Source organism: Enterobacter sp. 01-M-02-SI-ECC (assembly GCF_047530595.1).
GTDB lineage: Bacteria > Pseudomonadota > Gammaproteobacteria > Enterobacterales > Enterobacteriaceae > Enterobacter > Enterobacter cloacae_M.
Window position 1 is genome coordinate 1 of the sequence record NZ_JBLKCZ010000020.1, and the last position, 15,586, is coordinate 15,586.

Here is a 15,586-nt window from a genome sequence, read left to right on the forward strand (position 1 = left end):
CTTGGTATTCATTTATTGTCCGAAGACATTAAGAATCCATGTCACTTTGAGTGCCCACACAGATTGTCTGATAAATTGTTAAAGAGCAGTGCCGCTTCGCTTTTCGCTGCGGCGCGGGGTGTGCATATTACGCTTTCCCGCTTCAGAGTCAAGCGATTAATTTCGCTTTTCTCTGCTGACCCGGCGGCGTGTGTGCCGTTGTTCCGTGTCAGTGGAGGCGCATTATAGGGAGTTATTCCGACGTGACAAGCACAAAATACAAAAAACTTTTCGTTCGCTCACTTTTCAAACTTAACGCTTATTTATGTCGCGAATCGCCCGTTAAATGTGCGATTTCTCGCGCAAAACTGGCCACCTGCGACCAGTCGGTATAAACCACTTCTTTACGCGTATCGGTTTCACCCCCGGTCATCTTCATAATCAGGCGGATCATAAAGCGGTCATACCAGCGGTAGCGAGGGTAGCGCAGCGCGCCGGCAAAGACGGCGCACAGGTCAGGCTGCCACGGCGAGCTGAGTAAAAACTTGCGCGTGTAGCTGTTGGTCTGCGGCGTACGCTTCTCGGCTTTACGTGCGACAAGATTGACCGAGTAAAAGGCACCGGGCAATTTGTTGAGCACCGCCGTGTGCTTCTTCACAAAGCGATCCAGCGCCGGATGGAAATGCCCGTAACGAATTGACGCGCCAATTACCACGCGATCGTACTCCTGCCAGGCTATCTGCTCCGCACGGTTCAGGTTCACCACATCAGAGTAAATACCCAGCTCTTTTAATTCCGACGCCAGATAAGCGGCAATCTCACGCGTTTGTCCGTCTCGCGTAGAGAAAAGAATCAATGTTTTCATCAACGGCTCCTTACTCGCGCCAGAATGTAGGGGTGAACAGCACCAGCAGCGTAAAGACCTCAAGACGACCAAACAGCATATTGGCGATGAGGATCCATTTCGCGACCGGGTTCATGCTGGCAAAGTTATCAGCCACAACGCCCAGACCGGGCCCGAGGTTATTCAATGTTGCTACGACGGACGCAAAGGCGGAGAAATCATCCACCCCCGTCGCGATAATCGCCAGCATGCTGACGATAAAGACCAGCGCATACGCCGAGAAGAAGCCCCACACCGCTTCGAGGATACGTTCCGGCAGCGCGCGGTTCCCCAGCTTAATGCTGTAAACCGCGTTCGGGTGGACCAGGCGCTTCAGCTCACGGTTGCCCTGCTTAAACAGCAGCAGAATACGAATTACCTTCAGGCCACCGCCCGTAGAACCCGCACAGCCCCCGATAAATGCCGAGCATAACAGCAGCACCGGCAGGAACAGCGGCCAGCGCGCGATACTGTCCGTGGTAAACCCGGCGGTCGTCGCCATTGATACCACCTGGAAGAACGCCTGATTTAGCGTGGTCAGCGCGGAGTTGTAGACATCATGGAACCACAGCACCAGGGTACAGATGATTACCAGCGTAAGCTGGACGCCAATAAACATACGGAACTCCGGGTCACGCCAGTACACCTTCAGGCTGCGCCCGCTCAGTAAAGAGAAGTGCAGACCGTAGTTACAGCCTGAAATCAGCAGGAAAATGGCAATAATGGTGTTAATCGTTGGACTGTCGAAGTAGCCGACGCTGGCATCGTGGGTGGAGAACCCGCCGATAGCGATCGTCGCAAAGCTGTGTCCGATGGCGTCGAAAGCGGGCATCCCGGCAAACCATAGCGCCAGCGCACAGGCCACCGTCAGTAATACATAGATAAGCCAGAGGGTTTTCGCCGTCTCGGCAATACGCGGGCGCATTTTGTTATCTTTCAGCGGCCCGGGCATTTCAGCGCGATAGAGCTGCATGCCGCCAACGCCCAGAATAGGGAGAATAGCCACTGCCAGGACGATGATCCCCATCCCCCCGAACCACTGCAGCATCTGACGATAAAAGAGAATGGCGTGCGGGAGTGAATCCAGCCCCACCAGCGTCGTCGCCCCGGTGGTTGTTAAACCGGAGAACGATTCAAAAAAGGCATCCGTAATGCTCAGGTTAGGCTGTTCAGAGAAGATAAAGGGCAGCGAACCGACGCTCCCCAGCACCGTCCAGAACAGGACCACAATCAAAAATCCTTCGCGAGATTTCAGTTCACCTTTCTGACGACGGTTTGGCCACCACAGCAGCGAGCCGATCGCCAGCGCGACAAAGAAGGTCTGGGTAAATGCCCGCCCCGCGCCGTCCCGGTAGATAAGCGCCACCAGTCCTGGGAGAATCATCGTCCCGGAAAAAAGTATGACCAGCAGTCCAACGATTCGGGTTATGGCACGAAAATGCATCTCTGCCGCTTCCTTTGGTATTCAAAAAAGTGAGGTGGGGATTATTCTTCAATCGGCAGCAATTGCAACGAACCACGACTAAAATCAGCCAGTTTTGCTGAAAAAGCAGCCAGCTCCGCCTGAGGAAGCGCCACGCGTAATTTCACCATTGCCTGATATTCACTGTGCGCGATGACGCCGTTAAACTGTTTGAGCAGCGTTTCAATGCCCGATAGCTGAGCGTAATCGCACAACAAAGTATATTCGGTGAGCGGCGTTTTGCGGATAGTTGTGAGCATATTCAGTGCCTGCTGAACTCCGCCGCCATAGGCTTTTACCAGCCCACCCGTGCCTAACAGGATGCCGCCGTAGTAGCGCACCACCACGGCGGTTATTTCGCCCACGCCGCAGCCCATTAGCTGGGAGAGCATGGGTTTACCGGCCGTGCCCGCCGGTTCACCGTCATCGGAAAACCCCAACTGCTGTGAATCGTCCGGCGGCCCTGCTACCCACGCCACGCAGTGGTGACGGGCGTCAGGATGCTCAGCCCGGACGGACTCGACAAACGCTTTTGCCGCCTCTACGCCGTCGGTATGCGCCAGCAGCGTAATAAAGCGGCTTTTCTTGATTTCCTCAACAAAGGTGACCGGTTCAGCCGGTATCAGCCAGCTTTCCATCAGGCCAGCTTCAGGTCTCGCGTCATATTCTCGATACCGTTTTCGTGAACCACCACGTTATCTTCGATGCGAATACCGCCAAACGGCTTCAGCGCCTCAATTTTTTCCCAGTTGAAGTGCTTGCTGAACTGGCCTTCACGCCACGGCGCCAGCAGGGATTCAATAAAGTAGATCCCCGGCTCAATCGTCAGCACCATACGCGGCTCCAGAATACGGGTGCAGCGCAGGTAAGGATATTTAGACGGTGCCGCCAGGTGCGTGCCGGTATCATCCTGCATAAAGCCCGCAACGTCGTGAACCTGCAGGCCCAGCGGGTGGCCGATACCGTGCGGCATGAATGGCCCGGTCAGATCGTTCTCGACCATCGCTTCTTCGCTCATGTCTTTCACAATCTGGTGCTTACGCAGCAGTTTGGCGATGCGCTGATGGAACTGGATGTGGTAATCCACATAGCTGGTGCCCGCCTTCATGGTGGCAATCAGCGCCAGCTGTTCATCGTTCACGTCTTTGATCAGCTGCGCGAAATCGGTGTCCGCATTCGCCGCCCAGGTACGGGTCAGATCGGCCGCGTAGCCGTTGTACTCGGCGCCAGCGTCCAGCAGAAAGCTGCGCATCTCAGACGGTGCATGGTGGTCAAGTTTAGTGTAATGCAGTACGGAAGCATGCTCGTTCAGCGCGACAATGTTGCTGTACGGCACGTCGGTATCGCGATGACCGGTGGCGGTCAGGTACGCCTGGTTGATGTCGAACTCGCTCATGCCGGACTGGAAGGCTTCATGCGCCGCACGGTGACCGTTCACCGCCGTTTTTTGCGCTTCACGCATGCAGTAAAGTTCGTAGTCGGTTTTATAGGCGCGGTAGTAGTGGAGGTAATCCAGCACCCCTTTCGGGTTGAGTTTGTCTGCCGGAATATCCAGACCCAGCGCGCGCTCCGGAACAGGGCCAATGTAGCCGATGTTGCCTCGCGCGGCAGGCAGCTGGCTGCCTATGCCGTCCGCTTTCGGCAGTGCAATCACATCAATCTCTTCCGTCCAGAAAGAGGTCGGCAGCGGTTCTACGTTGTGCCAGTAATCGACCGGCAGGTAGAACCACAGTTTTGGCTTGTTCACGCCATCAACCAGCAGCCAGCAATTTGGAACCTGAGTCACCGGCACCCAGGCTTTGAACTGCGGGTTCACCTTAAACGGATAAGCGTGGTCATCCAGAAAGGTATTCATCAGCTCGCCGGAGTGGATCAGCAGCGCATCCAGCTTAAAGCGGGCCAGTACATCGCGGGTACGTTCCTGTAGGGTAACGATATGATTTTTATAAAGCGAAGCCAGTGAGTCCATCATTCTTCCTTTCGTTTTTTTGACCTCAAGTCATCGCATCTTAGCACACCTCACTCCGGCTGCGTGATTTCCACCGACCGTGATCAATGCAGCATTTTCTTAATGAGTAATTTGCATTTTATTAACATAAATCCCACACTCCGACTCATCTGGTATGACCAGATCCAATTGCTGGATTCAGGAGACTGACATGCTCTACAAAGGCGACACCCTGTACCTCAACTGGCTGGAAGATGGCATTGCCGAACTGGTGTTCGATGCCCCCGGCTCAGTGAACAAGCTTGATACCGCGACGGTGGCCAGTCTTGGCCAGGCGCTGGATGTTCTTGAAAAACAACCTGAATTAAAAGGGCTGCTGCTGCGTTCGAACAAAGCGGCCTTTATTGTCGGTGCCGATATCACCGAGTTTCTTTCGCTGTTCCTGGTCCCGGAAGAACAGCTGAGCCAGTGGCTGCACTTTGCCAACAGCGTCTTTAATCGTCTGGAAGATCTGCCTGTCCCGACTATTTCCGCCGTTAACGGCTACGCGCTGGGCGGCGGCTGCGAATGCGTACTCGCGACCGACTACCGTCTGGCGACGCCGGACCTGCGCATCGGCCTGCCGGAAACCAAGCTGGGCATCATGCCGGGCTTTGGCGGCTCCGTGCGTATGCCGCGCATGCTGGGTGCCGACAGCGCCCTTGAGATCATTGCCGCAGGTAAAGATGTCGGCGCAGAACAGGCTCAGAAAATCGGCCTGGTCGACGGCGTCGTGAAGCCAGAGAAACTGGTTGAAGGTGCGCTCGCCATTCTGCGTCAGGCCATTAACGGCGATCTCGACTGGAAAGCCAAACGCCAGCCGAAGCTGGAACCGTTAAAACTCAGCAAGATTGAAGCCACCATGAGCTTCACCATCGCCAAAGGCATGGTGATGCAGACGGCGGGTAAACACTACCCGGCACCAATCACGGCGGTGAAAACCATTGAAGCAGCTGCTCGTCTCGGACGCGATGAAGCGCTGAAGCTCGAAAATCAGAGCTTTGTCCCTCTGGCGCACACCAATGAAGCTCGCGCGCTGGTCGGTATCTTCCTCAACGATCAGTTCGTGAAGGGTAAAGCCAGGCAGCTGACCAAAAACGTTGAGACGCCAAAACATGCGGCGGTACTCGGCGCGGGCATTATGGGTGGCGGCATCGCTTACCAGTCGGCCTGGAAAGGCGTGCCGGTGGTGATGAAAGACATCAGCGAGAAATCCCTGACGCTGGGCATGACCGAAGCGTCCAAGCTTCTGAATAAACAGCTGGAGCGTGGAAAAATTGACGGGCTGAAGCTTGCAGGTGTGATCTCCACCATTCAGCCCGTGCTGGAATACAGCGGTTTCGACCGCGTGGACGTCGTCGTTGAAGCGGTTGTTGAGAACCCGAAAGTCAAAAAAGCGGTGCTGGCAGAAACGGAAGACAAAGTTCGTCCTGAGACCGTGCTGGCTTCGAACACCTCCACCATTCCAATCAGCGAACTGGCGAGCGTGCTAAAGCGTCCGGAAAACTTCTGCGGGATGCACTTCTTCAATCCGGTACACCGAATGCCGCTGGTCGAAGTGATCCGTGGGGAAAAAACCTCTGACGAAACCATCGCTAAAGTGGTGGCATGGGCAAGCAAGATGGGCAAAACGCCGATCGTTGTTAACGACTGCCCGGGCTTCTTCGTCAACCGCGTGCTGTTCCCTTACTTCGCCGGCTTCAGCCAGCTGCTGCGCGACGGTGCGGACTTCCGCAAAATCGACAAAGTGATGGAGAAACAGTTCGGCTGGCCGATGGGCCCGGCGTATCTGCTGGACGTGGTCGGCATTGATACCGCCCACCACGCTCAGGCGGTGATGGCGGCAGGCTTCCCGCAGCGCATGCAGAAAGATTATCGCGACGCCATTGACGCTCTGTTCGACGCTAACCGCTTCGGCCAGAAAAACGGCCAGGGCTTCTGGCGCTATAAAGAAGACAGCAAAGGCAAACCGAAGAAAGAAGAAGATGCTGTGGTGGATGGTCTGCTGGCCGACGTTAGCCAGCCGAAACGCGACTTCACCGACGATGAGATCATCGCCCGCATGATGATTCCAATGATTAACGAAGTGGTGCGTTGCCTCGAAGAAGGCATTATCGCCAGCCCGGCGGAAGCGGATATGGCGCTGGTATACGGCCTGGGCTTCCCTCCGTTCCACGGCGGCGCGTTCCGCTGGCTGGACACGCTCGGCAGCGCCCGCTATCTCGATATGGCTCAGCAGTATCAGCACCTCGGCCCGCTTTATGAAGTGCCGGAAGGGCTGCGTAACAAAGCGCGCCATAACGAACCCTACTATCCAGCAGTTGAGCCAGCCCGTCCGGTTGGCGAGCTGAAAACGGCTTAAGGAGTCACAATGGAAAAGGTTGTCATTGTTGATGCGATTCGCACCCCGATGGGCCGTTCAAAAGGCGGCGCGTTCCGTAACGTGCGTGCGGAAGACCTCTCCGCGCATCTGATGCGTAGCCTGCTGGCGCGTAACCCGGCGCTGGATCCGGCTGCGCTCGACGATATCTACTGGGGCTGCGTGCAGCAGACCCTGGAGCAGGGCTTCAACATCGCCCGCAACGCGTCGCTGCTGGCGGAGATCCCGCATTCGGTTCCGGCCGTCACCGTTAACCGCCTGTGCGGTTCATCAATGCAGGCGCTGCACGACGCGGCGCGCATGATCATGACCGGCGATGCTCAGGCCTGCCTGGTGGGCGGCGTCGAGCACATGGGTCACGTGCCGATGAGCCACGGGGTCGATTTCCACCCAGGCATGAGCCGTAACGTGGCGAAAGCCGCGGGGATGATGGGCCTGACCGCCGAGATGCTCTCTCGGCTGCACGGCATTAGCCGTGAAATGCAGGATGCCTTTGCCGCGCGCTCTCACGCTCGCGCATGGGCCGCCACGCAGTCCGGTGCCTTTAAGAACGAGATCATCCCGACCGGCGGCCACGACGCAGACGGCGTACTGAAGCAGTTCAGCTACGACGAAGTCATCCGCCCGGAAACCACCGTAGAAGCGCTTTCTACCCTGCGCCCTGCGTTTGATCCGGTCACCGGTACGGTAACGGCAGGTACTTCGTCGGCACTGTCCGACGGTGCCGCCGCGATGCTGGTGATGAGCGAAAGTCGCGCCCGCGAGCTGGGCTTAACGCCTCGCGCTCGGGTACGTTCGATGGCGGTCGTGGGCTGCGATCCTTCAATCATGGGTTACGGCCCGGTTCCGGCCTCGAAGCTGGCGCTGAAAAAAGCGGGATTAACCGCCAGCGACATCGACCTGTTTGAAATGAACGAAGCGTTCGCCGCGCAGATCCTGCCGTGCATTAAAGATCTGGGGCTGATGGAGCAGATCGACGAGAAGATTAACCTCAACGGCGGCGCGATCGCCCTCGGTCACCCGCTGGGCTGCTCCGGAGCGCGTATCAGCACAACGCTTATCAACCTGATGGAACGCAAAGATGCCCAGTTTGGTCTGGCAACGATGTGTATCGGGCTGGGTCAGGGTATCGCGACGGTGTTTGAGAGAGTGTAAATCAGGAAAAGTATCTCAAAGCCAATGACGTCAGAACGAACGCAGCCAACGCAGTTATGGCGTCATTGGCGAAGAGAAAGAGTTTAGTTGCCGTTCTTCCCGCCTGTCAGGGGCGGGTTTTTTATTTAAATGAAGGCAAACGCATCGCCAAACAGGCGGTCTTCACGCGCGTCACGTTCGTTGCAGAACAGGTCGCGGGCAATTTTCGCCATCTCGAAACGGCCAGCGATATAGATATCGTGCCCTGCCAGCGTGCCGTGATCCTGCAGCACCGCCGTCAGCACCGTCCCGCTACGACCACGCCAGCCCTCTTCCGGCTGCTCAACCACCGGCTCAATGCGAAGGTTAGGATGGGTTACGCTCAGCGCTTCCAGCTCTGACAGGTCGTACAGATGTTTCTCTTCGCGGCCACCCCAGTAAATGGTGATGTCGCGGTCAGGGTTACGCGCCAGGGCGGTCAGCAGAATGGAGCGCACGTAAGAGAAGCCCGTACCGCCAGCGATCAGGATCAGCGGACGGTCTTCGTCATCGCGCAGCCACGCATCGCCGTGTGGAATATCCACCACGATTTCACGTTCCTTCAGGATCCGATCCATCACCGCCATCGCATACAGGTTAAGCTCTGACGCACCAATATGAAGCTCAATAAATTCCTGCTCCGCTGGCGTTGAGGCCATAGAGAAAGGACGCTTATCACGCTCATCCATCACGACCATCAGGTACTGACCCGCGCGGAAAGAGAATGGCGCTTCAGGCACTAAACGGACGCGATATACGGTGTCGGTGATGGCATCTACCGAGGTCACTTTACAGCTTAAGGTTGTCATTCGCTCTCTCTGTCGGGAAGTCTATAGGGCTTAACGGTTAGCTCAGGGTTTACCGTTATTCATTATGGCCAGCTCGTCCCAGATCGCGTCAATTCGCGCGGTCACGGCAGGATCTTTTTTGATCGGGCGACCCCATTCACGGTCGGTTTCGCCAGGCCATTTATTTGTGGCATCCAGTCCCATCTTTGAGCCAAGACCGGAAACCGGCGAGGCAAAATCCAGGTAATCTATCGGCGTGTTTTCGACTAACACCGTATCGCGCGCCGGGTCCATTCGCGTGGTAATGGCCCAGATTACGTCATTCCAGTCGCGGGCGTTAACGTCATCATCGCAGACAATAACAAATTTGGTATACATAAACTGGCGCAGGAAAGACCATACGCCCATCATCACGCGTTTAGCGTGACCAGGATACTGCTTCTTCATCGTGACCACCGCCATGCGATACGAGCATCCTTCAGGCGGCAGATAAAAATCAACAATTTCCGGGAACTGCTTTTGCAGGATCGGCACAAACACTTCATTTAGCGCCACGCCCAGCACCGCCGGTTCGTCCGGTGGACGTCCGGTATACGTAGAGTGATAAATCGCATCTTCACGCTGCGTAATGTGCGTCACGGTGAACACTGGGAAGTTATCCACTTCGTTGTAATAGCCGGTGTGGTCGCCGTAGGGGCCTTCTGGCGCCATTTCACCCTGCTCGAGGTAACCTTCCAGCACAATTTCAGCACTGGCCGGAACTTCGAGATCGTTAGAGATACACTTCACGACTTCGGTTTTCGTTCCGCGCAGCAGGCCTGCAAACGCATATTCAGAGAGCGTATCCGGCACGGGCGTGACGGCTCCCAGAATGGTGGCCGGATCGGCGCCTAAGGCGACAGACACCGGGAAACGCTCCCCCGGATGCGCAGCGCACCACTCCTGGAAATCCAGCGCGCCGCCGCGATGCGACAGCCAGCGCATAATGAGTTTATTCTTGCCAATCAACTGCTGGCGGTAAATACCGAGGTTTTGCCGCTCTTTGTGCGGGCCGCGCGTAACGGTCAGCCCCCAGGTGATCAGCGGAGCGGCATCTTCAGGCCAGCACTGCATAATAGGGATTTTGGTCAGATCAACCGCATCGCCTTCCAGCACTTTCTGCTGGCACGGCGCGCCGCGCAGGCGCTTGGTGGGCATGTTCAGCACCTGCTTAAACTGCGGCAGCTTGTCGAACAGATCGCGGAAGCCCTTCGGAGGCTCCGGCTCTTTCAGAAACGCCAGCAGTTTACCGACTTCACGCAGCGCAGAGACGTCTTCCTGCCCCATTCCCAGTGCAACACGACGCGGTGTACCAAACAGATTGCACAGCACCGGCATGGAGTAACCTTTCGGATTTTCAAACAGTAATGCGGGGCCACCGGCACGCAGGGTGCGGTCAGCAATTTCTGTCATTTCCAGGTAAGGATCGACAGGAAGTGTAATACGTTTGAGTTCACCCTGCTTTTCCAGCAGCGTCAGGAAGTCGCGGAGATCGTGGTATTTCATGCAGTTAATCATGGCCTCTCTGTAAGCGCTTCATTATACGGCGTAAGCCTGCTTGATGCTGTAATTTTGTTAAATAAGCGTGAACTTATGCGTTCTGTTCCATTTTCCCCCATTATAATCAACTTAGCGATCCCGCCAGGGTTTTGATATGCTTGCGCCCCGAACTAAGGGAAAGAGTGATTATGCAGGCCTGGTATTTACTGTATTGCAAACGCGGGCAACTTCAGCGCGCGCAGGAACATCTTGAACGTCAGTCTGTAAATTGCCTGACGCCCGTGATCACGCTTGAAAAAATGCAGCGCGGGAAGCGCACAACCGTCAGTGAGCCGTTGTTCCCGAACTACTTGTTTGTGGAGTTCGACCCGGAAGTCATCCATACCACCACCATCAGCGCAACGCGCGGCGTCAGCCACTTCGTTCGTTTTGGTGCCCATCCGGCAACGGTTCCGTCGACGGTCATTCATCAGCTGTCGATTTATCAACAGCCTGAGGGGATCACCGACCCCGAAACCCCTTACACAGGCGATAGCGTCGTGATTACCGAAGGCGCTTTCGAAGGCCTGCAGGCGATTTTTGCCGAGCCGGACGGGGAAGCGCGCTCTATGCTGTTGCTCAATCTGCTGAACAAGCAGGTGCTGCAGAGCGTTAAAAACACCGACTTCCGCAAGCTTTAAACGTTTATTCCGAACAGATTACGCACGTTGTCATCCGTCTGCGCCGAAAGCCAGTGCGGATCCTCTCCGCGCCACTTCGCGACGCTCTCAACAATGTGCCCCAGATACGCGGGCTCATTCCGCCGCGATGCAGGTTTGGATTTCATATCGCGCGGTAGCAGATAAGGCGCATCGGTTTCGAGGAGCAGCCGGTCAGCCGGGATTACTGGCAACAGCTCACGAAGTTCAAGCCCGCGGCGCTCATCGCAAACCCAGCCGGTAATACCTAGATAAAGCCCTCGCTTCAGGCAATCCAGCGCTTCCTGCCGTGAACCGGTGAAGCAGTGCAGTACCGCGCCGGGCAGTTTCTCCAGCCACGGATCCAGAAGTGTCAGGAAACGCTCATGCGCGTCGCGGCAGTGCATAAACACGGGCATTTCAAGCTCTGCTGCGAGCGCAAGCTGGGCAGTAAACGCCTTTTCCTGCTCTTCAGGCGTGGAAAAATTACGGTTGAAATCGAGACCGCATTCGCCGATCGCCACCACTTCTGGCGTCTTCGCCAACCTGTAGAGAGTGTCGCCACTTTCCGCTGTCCACTGGCTGCTGTCGTGAGGATGCACGCCAGCGGTAGACCAACAGCGATCGTAGCCTTGAGCCAGCTGCTGCGCCTGCTCGCTCTCATGCAGGTTGGTGCCCGTCAGCAGCAGTCCTTTCACCCCGGCGGCAAACGCGCGCGCAACCACCTCATCACGATCTTTCGCAAACTGCGAGCTGGTCAGGTTGAGTCCGATATCAAACATGCAAATCCCCATATAACAACCGCCCTGACGGGCGGCTGATTTTACTCTTCAGTGGTCTTGTCGGACGTATCGTCTTCGTCATCCGCTCGACGCCCTTTACCCACGTAGAAACGCGAGAAGAATACGCCGACCTCAAACAGGCAGTACATCGGTATGGCCAGCAGCGTCTGCGAGAAAACATCCGGCGGTGTCAGCAGCATGCCGACCACGAAGGCGCCCACCAGAATATATGGACGCTTCTTACGCAGGTCATCCGGGGTCGTTACTCCTACCCAGCAGAGCAGCACAATGGCCACCGGCACTTCGAATGCCACGCCAAACGCCATAAACAGCGCCATCACAAAGCTGAGGTAGCTGGCGATATCCGTCGACACCTGGACCCCTTCCGGCGCGGTATGCGTCAGGAAGCCGAAGGCCAGCGGGAAGACGACGAAATAGGCAAACGCCATGCCGATATAGAACAGCAGCGAGCTGGACACCAGCAGCGGGATCACCAGCTTGCGTTCATGCTTATACAGCGCTGGCGCCACAAACGCCCACACCTGGTAAAGAATGACCGGTGCAGAGGCAATCAACGACACCCAAAAGGTCAGCTTGATGGGGGTAAAGAACGGAGAAGCAACGTCTGTTGCAATCATCGTTGCGCCCAGCGGCATCTGCTTGATCAGCGGCGCAGAGACCACCTGATAGATATCGTTGGCAAAATAGACCAGGCACAGGAATATGAGCAAAACCGCAACAATGCAGTTTAACAGGCGCTTACGCAGCTCAATGAGGTGCGTAATCAGCGGTTGAGTATCATCTACTGCCATGTTTACGCTTTATCACTCGACGAGGGGGATGATTCGGAAACGGACGCAGCGGGCTTCACTTCCGCCGCTTTTGCCACAGGCTCTTCTGGCTGCGCCTGTTTTTTCAATTCGGTTTCGTGCGGCGTCTGTTCTGGTGCGGCAGCCTGATGTTCAGCACTGGCAGGCGTTACGCCCTCGCGCTGCTCCTCGCTGCCCTTAACCACCGGGTTATGGATGGTGTTCGCTTCATCGCTCGCTTTTTCAGGATCGTTAACGCTATAGGAACGCTTCATCGATTCCGCCGCTTCGCGCAGCTCATCCATTGACGCTTTCAGTTCCGGCGTCAGGTTATCCATGCTCGCCTTCTCGACCTTTTTCAGGCTTTCCTGAAATTCCTGCAGCTTAAGCTCCTGCGCCAGTTCATTCTGAACGGTCGATGCCAGCGATCTCAGCGCACGAACCCAGCCCGCAACGGTTTTCACTGCCACCGGCAGACGCTGCGGCCCCAGCACAATCAGGCCAATCACAAAGACCAGCAGGAGCTCACTAAAACCAATGTCGAACACGACTTACACCTGCTCTTTATCGTGGCGTTTAGCGTCTTCCTTTTTGGCTTCTTCTTGCTTGTCGGCGATGGATTTAGCAGTAAAGTCAGCGTCCTGGCTGGTTTTATCCTGCTTGCTCTCATCATCGCTCATCGCTTTCTTGAAGCCTTTGATAGACGCGCCCAGATCGGAACCAATAGAACCGAGCTTTTTGGTGCCAAACAGCAGCACGACGATGACGGCAATAATGACTAATTGCCAGATACTGATACCACCCATAAATGTTCCTCAGGGATAGATGATTAATGAGTCAGGTCGCATTATACGTATGCGACCCGTCGATAGCGACGCACGCTCAGCGCGTTTTTCGCCAGCCTGCCAGCCAGACTACCACCCCGCCAGCCATCAACCAGGCGGGCATCATCTGCCAGTCCGGACGATTGATCAGCAGCAGCGTACCGCTCAGTAGCAGCGTTGCGCCAATCCCAAAGAGATAGCGTGACTGTCCCTGGCGAACACGGCTGGACTGAAGCTCGCGGGCGATTTTATCCATGCTGTGCTGAAGGTTCTTGCTCTGACGCAAACTGTCATAAACCAGTTCAGGAATTTCAGGCATTTTTTCTATCCAGAACGGGCCTTTCTCTTTCAGCGAGCGCACCAGCGCCGGAATGCCAACCTGATCCTTAATCCAGGATTCAAGGAAAGGTTTCGCGGTCTTCCACAAGTCTAACTGAGGATAGAGCTGTCGGCCTACACCCTCAACGTAAAGTAATGTTTTCTGAAGTAAAACTAGCTGTGGCTGAACTTCCATATTAAAGCGGCGAGCCGTGTTGAACAGGTTCAACAGCACGTGCCCGAAGGAGATTTCCGCCAGCGGTTTTTCAAAAATCGGTTCACAAACGGTCCGGATCGCGAACTCAAACTCTTCGACGTTGGTATCCGGCGGCACCCAGCCGGAATCGACGTGCAGCTCGGCCACCTTACGGTAGTCGCGGTTGAAGAACGCGATGAAGTTCTCAGCCAGATACCGTTTATCTTCTTTGTTCAGCGACCCCACAATCCCGCAGTCGATACCGATATACTTCGGATCCTCAGGATGCTCGTAGCTTACGAAGATATTGCCCGGATGCATGTCCGCATGGAAAAAGCTGTCGCGGAACACCTGGGTAAAGAAGACCTGTACGCCACGTTCGGCCAGGAGCTTCATGTTTGTTCCCTGTTTCTCCAGGGCCACCACATCCGAAACCGGAATACCGTAGATACGCTCCATCACCATCATATTCTGGCTGCAGTAGTCAGAATAGACTTCAGGTACATAGAGCATCGGGCTGTTTTCAAAGTTGCGACGCAGCTGAATGGCGTTTGCCGATTCGCGCAGCAGGTTAAGCTCATCAATCAGCGTTTTTTCATATTCCCGCACCACTTCCAGTGGACGAAGGCGACGCCCGTCCGGCAGCAGGCGTGGCACCCAGCGCGCCAGACGATAAATCAGCTTCATGTCCGCTTTGATGACTGGCAGGATGTCCGGACGAATGACCTTAATAACGACTTCTTTGCCGTTTTCTTTCAGACGCGCGGTATGCACCTGCGCAATAGAAGCCGATGCCAGTGGGTTAATGTCGAAATCGTCAAACCAGGTCTCGACGGGTACATTTCCCATCGCCTCTTCAATTTGCTTTTTCGCGCGCGCGCCGTCAAACGGTGCGACGCGATCCTGCAGCATCGCAAGCTCATCGGCAATCAGAGGCGGGAAGAGATCGCGGCGGGTCGACAGCATCTGCCCGAATTTAATCCAAACCGGACCGAGTTCCTGCAGCGCCAGGCGCAGACGCTCACCCAGCGGTTGACCTTTATGGCGATTGGGCATCCAGAAGAGCATCCGCCGCCAGATACGAAGCGGCAGCGTGATACGCATTTTGGGGATAAGCTCGTCGAGCCCGTAGCTCAAAAAGGTGCGAATAATAAAATAGAGGCGCCGAATTTCACCAGGCGTCATTTGCCCTCCAGTTTTTCCAGCCGTTTGGTTAACGCATCAACCGCACGTTCAACAGCAGCGGTCTCTTCCGCAAACCATGCAACTTCCAGTGGCCCGGGCGCCATTCGCCACTCCTCAGTCAGCACTTCCGCCGCATAGCGTTGCTGGCGCTGGAGGCTTTTACGCGCAAAGGAGGCGCCGCCATGAAGAACTTTCCCGATGCCTTCGGCGGCAATGTCGCCGATAAAAGGCGCGAGCAGCTCCGCCGGATCGAACTCCGCCAGGTCGGTGAGCGCAACGAAGTTCTGCACGACCTGAATGTCGCCCTCCACTTCCAGCTCACCGCTGCGGATAAGCGCCGTTAATTGCTGGCGATCGCGCAGTTTTGGCAGCACGCTCATGTGCGTGATGACCGAGCAGTCGGCGTCACCTTCCCACGCCCCCAGAACGTCAAGCTGGCGTTCGCTGAAGACCAGCACAAGCGGCGTCGAGAACTCTTTTAAAACAATACGTAATACCTTCCCGTTTAGCCGCTGACGCGCTGCTTTAAGCGCCGGAGCACGATAGAGAAAAGCATTCAGTACGTTTTCGATACCTGCGGTGACTAAGGGTTTAAAGGGCACGG

At 55.9% G+C, this 15,586-nt stretch carries 16 protein-coding genes; 4 read left to right on the forward strand and 12 right to left on the reverse strand.

All coding sequences use genetic code 11. From position 1 onward, the window contains the following. A partial coding sequence (locus ACMWLG_RS19855) for a hypothetical protein (RefSeq protein WP_414763022.1) occupies positions 1-228 on the forward strand: 228 nt, incomplete at its 5' end. A 70-nt stretch (positions 229-298) separates the two neighbouring features. On the opposite strand, the gene hemG is transcribed toward ACMWLG_RS19855, so the two are convergent. The 4 genes from hemG to pepQ are packed head-to-tail and all read right to left on the reverse strand — an operon-like array spanning position 299 to position 4,293. Next, positions 299-844: a menaquinone-dependent protoporphyrinogen IX dehydrogenase gene (hemG, locus tag ACMWLG_RS19860; protein WP_029739672.1), complete on the reverse strand. Its 546-nt coding sequence runs from the start codon at positions 842-844 to the stop codon at positions 299-301. 10 nt (positions 845-854) lie between these two features. Next, a complete protein-coding gene (gene trkH / locus ACMWLG_RS19865) occupies positions 855-2,306 on the reverse strand; it encodes a Trk system potassium transporter TrkH (protein WP_023309600.1) in 1,452 nt (483 codons plus the stop codon). 41 nt (positions 2,307-2,347) lie between these two features. Beyond that, positions 2,348-2,962, reverse strand: a complete 615-nt coding sequence (locus tag ACMWLG_RS19870; RefSeq protein WP_045403834.1) for an IMPACT family protein — start codon at positions 2,960-2,962, stop codon at positions 2,348-2,350. After that, on the reverse strand, positions 2,962-4,293 hold the full coding sequence (pepQ, locus tag ACMWLG_RS19875) for a Xaa-Pro dipeptidase (RefSeq protein ID WP_045403836.1): 1,332 nt from the start codon (positions 4,291-4,293) through the stop codon (positions 2,962-2,964). Before pepQ ends, ACMWLG_RS19870 begins: the two co-directional genes overlap by 1 nt. 190 nt (positions 4,294-4,483) lie before the next feature. On the opposite strand from pepQ, the gene fadB reads away from it, so the two are divergent. Together fadB and fadA are read left to right on the forward strand one after the other, a co-directional pair. Further along, positions 4,484-6,673 (forward strand): fatty acid oxidation complex subunit alpha FadB, encoded by a 2,190-nt coding sequence (fadB, locus tag ACMWLG_RS19880; RefSeq protein WP_045403839.1) that lies wholly within the window; start codon positions 4,484-4,486, stop codon positions 6,671-6,673. A 9-nt stretch (positions 6,674-6,682) separates the two neighbouring features. Continuing rightward, positions 6,683-7,846 carry an acetyl-CoA C-acyltransferase FadA gene (gene fadA / locus ACMWLG_RS19885; RefSeq protein WP_008501515.1) on the forward strand — a complete coding sequence of 388 codons (1,164 nt, stop codon included), beginning with the start codon at positions 6,683-6,685 and terminating at the stop codon, positions 7,844-7,846. Positions 7,847-7,971: 125 nt separating this feature from the next. Here the strand turns inward: fadA and fre are convergent, their stop codons facing one another. Next, on the reverse strand, positions 7,972-8,673 hold the full coding sequence (fre, locus tag ACMWLG_RS19890; protein WP_008501516.1) for an NAD(P)H-flavin reductase: 702 nt from the start codon (positions 8,671-8,673) through the stop codon (positions 7,972-7,974). A 42-nt stretch (positions 8,674-8,715) separates the two neighbouring features. Beyond that, positions 8,716-10,206, reverse strand: coding sequence for a 4-hydroxy-3-polyprenylbenzoate decarboxylase (gene ubiD / locus ACMWLG_RS19895; protein ID WP_161496003.1), 1,491 nt, complete (start codon positions 10,204-10,206; stop codon positions 8,716-8,718). A 173-nt stretch (positions 10,207-10,379) separates the two neighbouring features. Here ubiD and rfaH point away from each other — a divergent pair, with 173 nt between their 5' ends. Beyond that, positions 10,380-10,871 carry a transcription/translation regulatory transformer protein RfaH gene (gene rfaH, locus ACMWLG_RS19900; protein WP_023309605.1) on the forward strand — a complete coding sequence of 164 codons (492 nt, stop codon included), beginning with the start codon at positions 10,380-10,382 and terminating at the stop codon, positions 10,869-10,871. On the opposite strand, the gene tatD is transcribed toward rfaH, so the two are convergent. The 6 genes from tatD to ubiJ all read right to left on the reverse strand — a co-directional run bounded on the left by tatD (position 10,868) and on the right by ubiJ (position 15,584). Then, positions 10,868-11,650, reverse strand: coding sequence for a 3'-5' ssDNA/RNA exonuclease TatD (gene tatD, locus ACMWLG_RS19905; RefSeq protein WP_045403841.1), 783 nt, complete (start codon positions 11,648-11,650; stop codon positions 10,868-10,870). The genes rfaH and tatD overlap by 4 nt on opposite strands. A 41-nt stretch (positions 11,651-11,691) precedes the next feature. Then, positions 11,692-12,462, reverse strand: a complete 771-nt coding sequence (gene tatC / locus ACMWLG_RS19910; RefSeq protein WP_045403843.1) for a Sec-independent protein translocase subunit TatC — start codon at positions 12,460-12,462, stop codon at positions 11,692-11,694. Positions 12,463-12,464: 2 nt separating this feature from the next. Next, positions 12,465-13,007 (reverse strand): Sec-independent protein translocase protein TatB, encoded by a 543-nt coding sequence (tatB, locus tag ACMWLG_RS19915; protein ID WP_023309608.1) that lies wholly within the window; start codon positions 13,005-13,007, stop codon positions 12,465-12,467. Positions 13,008-13,010: 3 nt separating this feature from the next. Further along, positions 13,011-13,265, reverse strand: a complete 255-nt coding sequence (tatA, locus tag ACMWLG_RS19920; RefSeq protein ID WP_023309609.1) for a Sec-independent protein translocase subunit TatA — start codon at positions 13,263-13,265, stop codon at positions 13,011-13,013. A gap of 76 nt (positions 13,266-13,341) precedes the next feature. Further along, on the reverse strand, positions 13,342-14,982 hold the full coding sequence (ubiB, locus tag ACMWLG_RS19925) for a ubiquinone biosynthesis regulatory protein kinase UbiB (RefSeq protein ID WP_023309610.1): 1,641 nt from the start codon (positions 14,980-14,982) through the stop codon (positions 13,342-13,344). After that, positions 14,979-15,584 carry a ubiquinone biosynthesis protein UbiJ gene (gene ubiJ, locus ACMWLG_RS19930; protein WP_045403845.1) on the reverse strand — a complete coding sequence of 202 codons (606 nt, stop codon included), beginning with the start codon at positions 15,582-15,584 and terminating at the stop codon, positions 14,979-14,981. The genes ubiB and ubiJ overlap by 4 nt, the downstream gene beginning before the upstream one ends. Positions 15,585-15,586: the final 2 nt, after the last annotated feature.

Coding starts and splice junctions, on each gene's coding strand:
- hemG (WP_029739672.1), bottom strand. CDS start 844: ATGAAAACATTGATTCTTTTCTCTACGCGAGACGGACAAACGCGTGAG.
- trkH (WP_023309600.1), bottom strand. CDS start 2,306: ATGCATTTTCGTGCCATAACCCGAATCGTTGGACTGCTGGTCATACTT.
- ACMWLG_RS19870 (WP_045403834.1), bottom strand. CDS start 2,962: ATGGAAAGCTGGCTGATACCGGCTGAACCGGTCACCTTTGTTGAGGAA.
- pepQ (WP_045403836.1), bottom strand. CDS start 4,293: ATGGACTCACTGGCTTCGCTTTATAAAAATCATATCGTTACCCTACAG.
- fadB (WP_045403839.1), top strand. CDS start 4,484: ATGCTCTACAAAGGCGACACCCTGTACCTCAACTGGCTGGAAGATGGC.
- fadA (WP_008501515.1), top strand. CDS start 6,683: ATGGAAAAGGTTGTCATTGTTGATGCGATTCGCACCCCGATGGGCCGT.
- fre (WP_008501516.1), bottom strand. CDS start 8,673: ATGACAACCTTAAGCTGTAAAGTGACCTCGGTAGATGCCATCACCGAC.
- rfaH (WP_023309605.1), top strand. CDS start 10,380: ATGCAGGCCTGGTATTTACTGTATTGCAAACGCGGGCAACTTCAGCGC.
- tatD (WP_045403841.1), bottom strand. CDS start 11,650: ATGTTTGATATCGGACTCAACCTGACCAGCTCGCAGTTTGCGAAAGAT.
- tatC (WP_045403843.1), bottom strand. CDS start 12,462: ATGGCAGTAGATGATACTCAACCGCTGATTACGCACCTCATTGAGCTG.
- tatA (WP_023309609.1), bottom strand. CDS start 13,265: ATGGGTGGTATCAGTATCTGGCAATTAGTCATTATTGCCGTCATCGTC.
- ubiB (WP_023309610.1), bottom strand. CDS start 14,982: ATGACGCCTGGTGAAATTCGGCGCCTCTATTTTATTATTCGCACCTTT.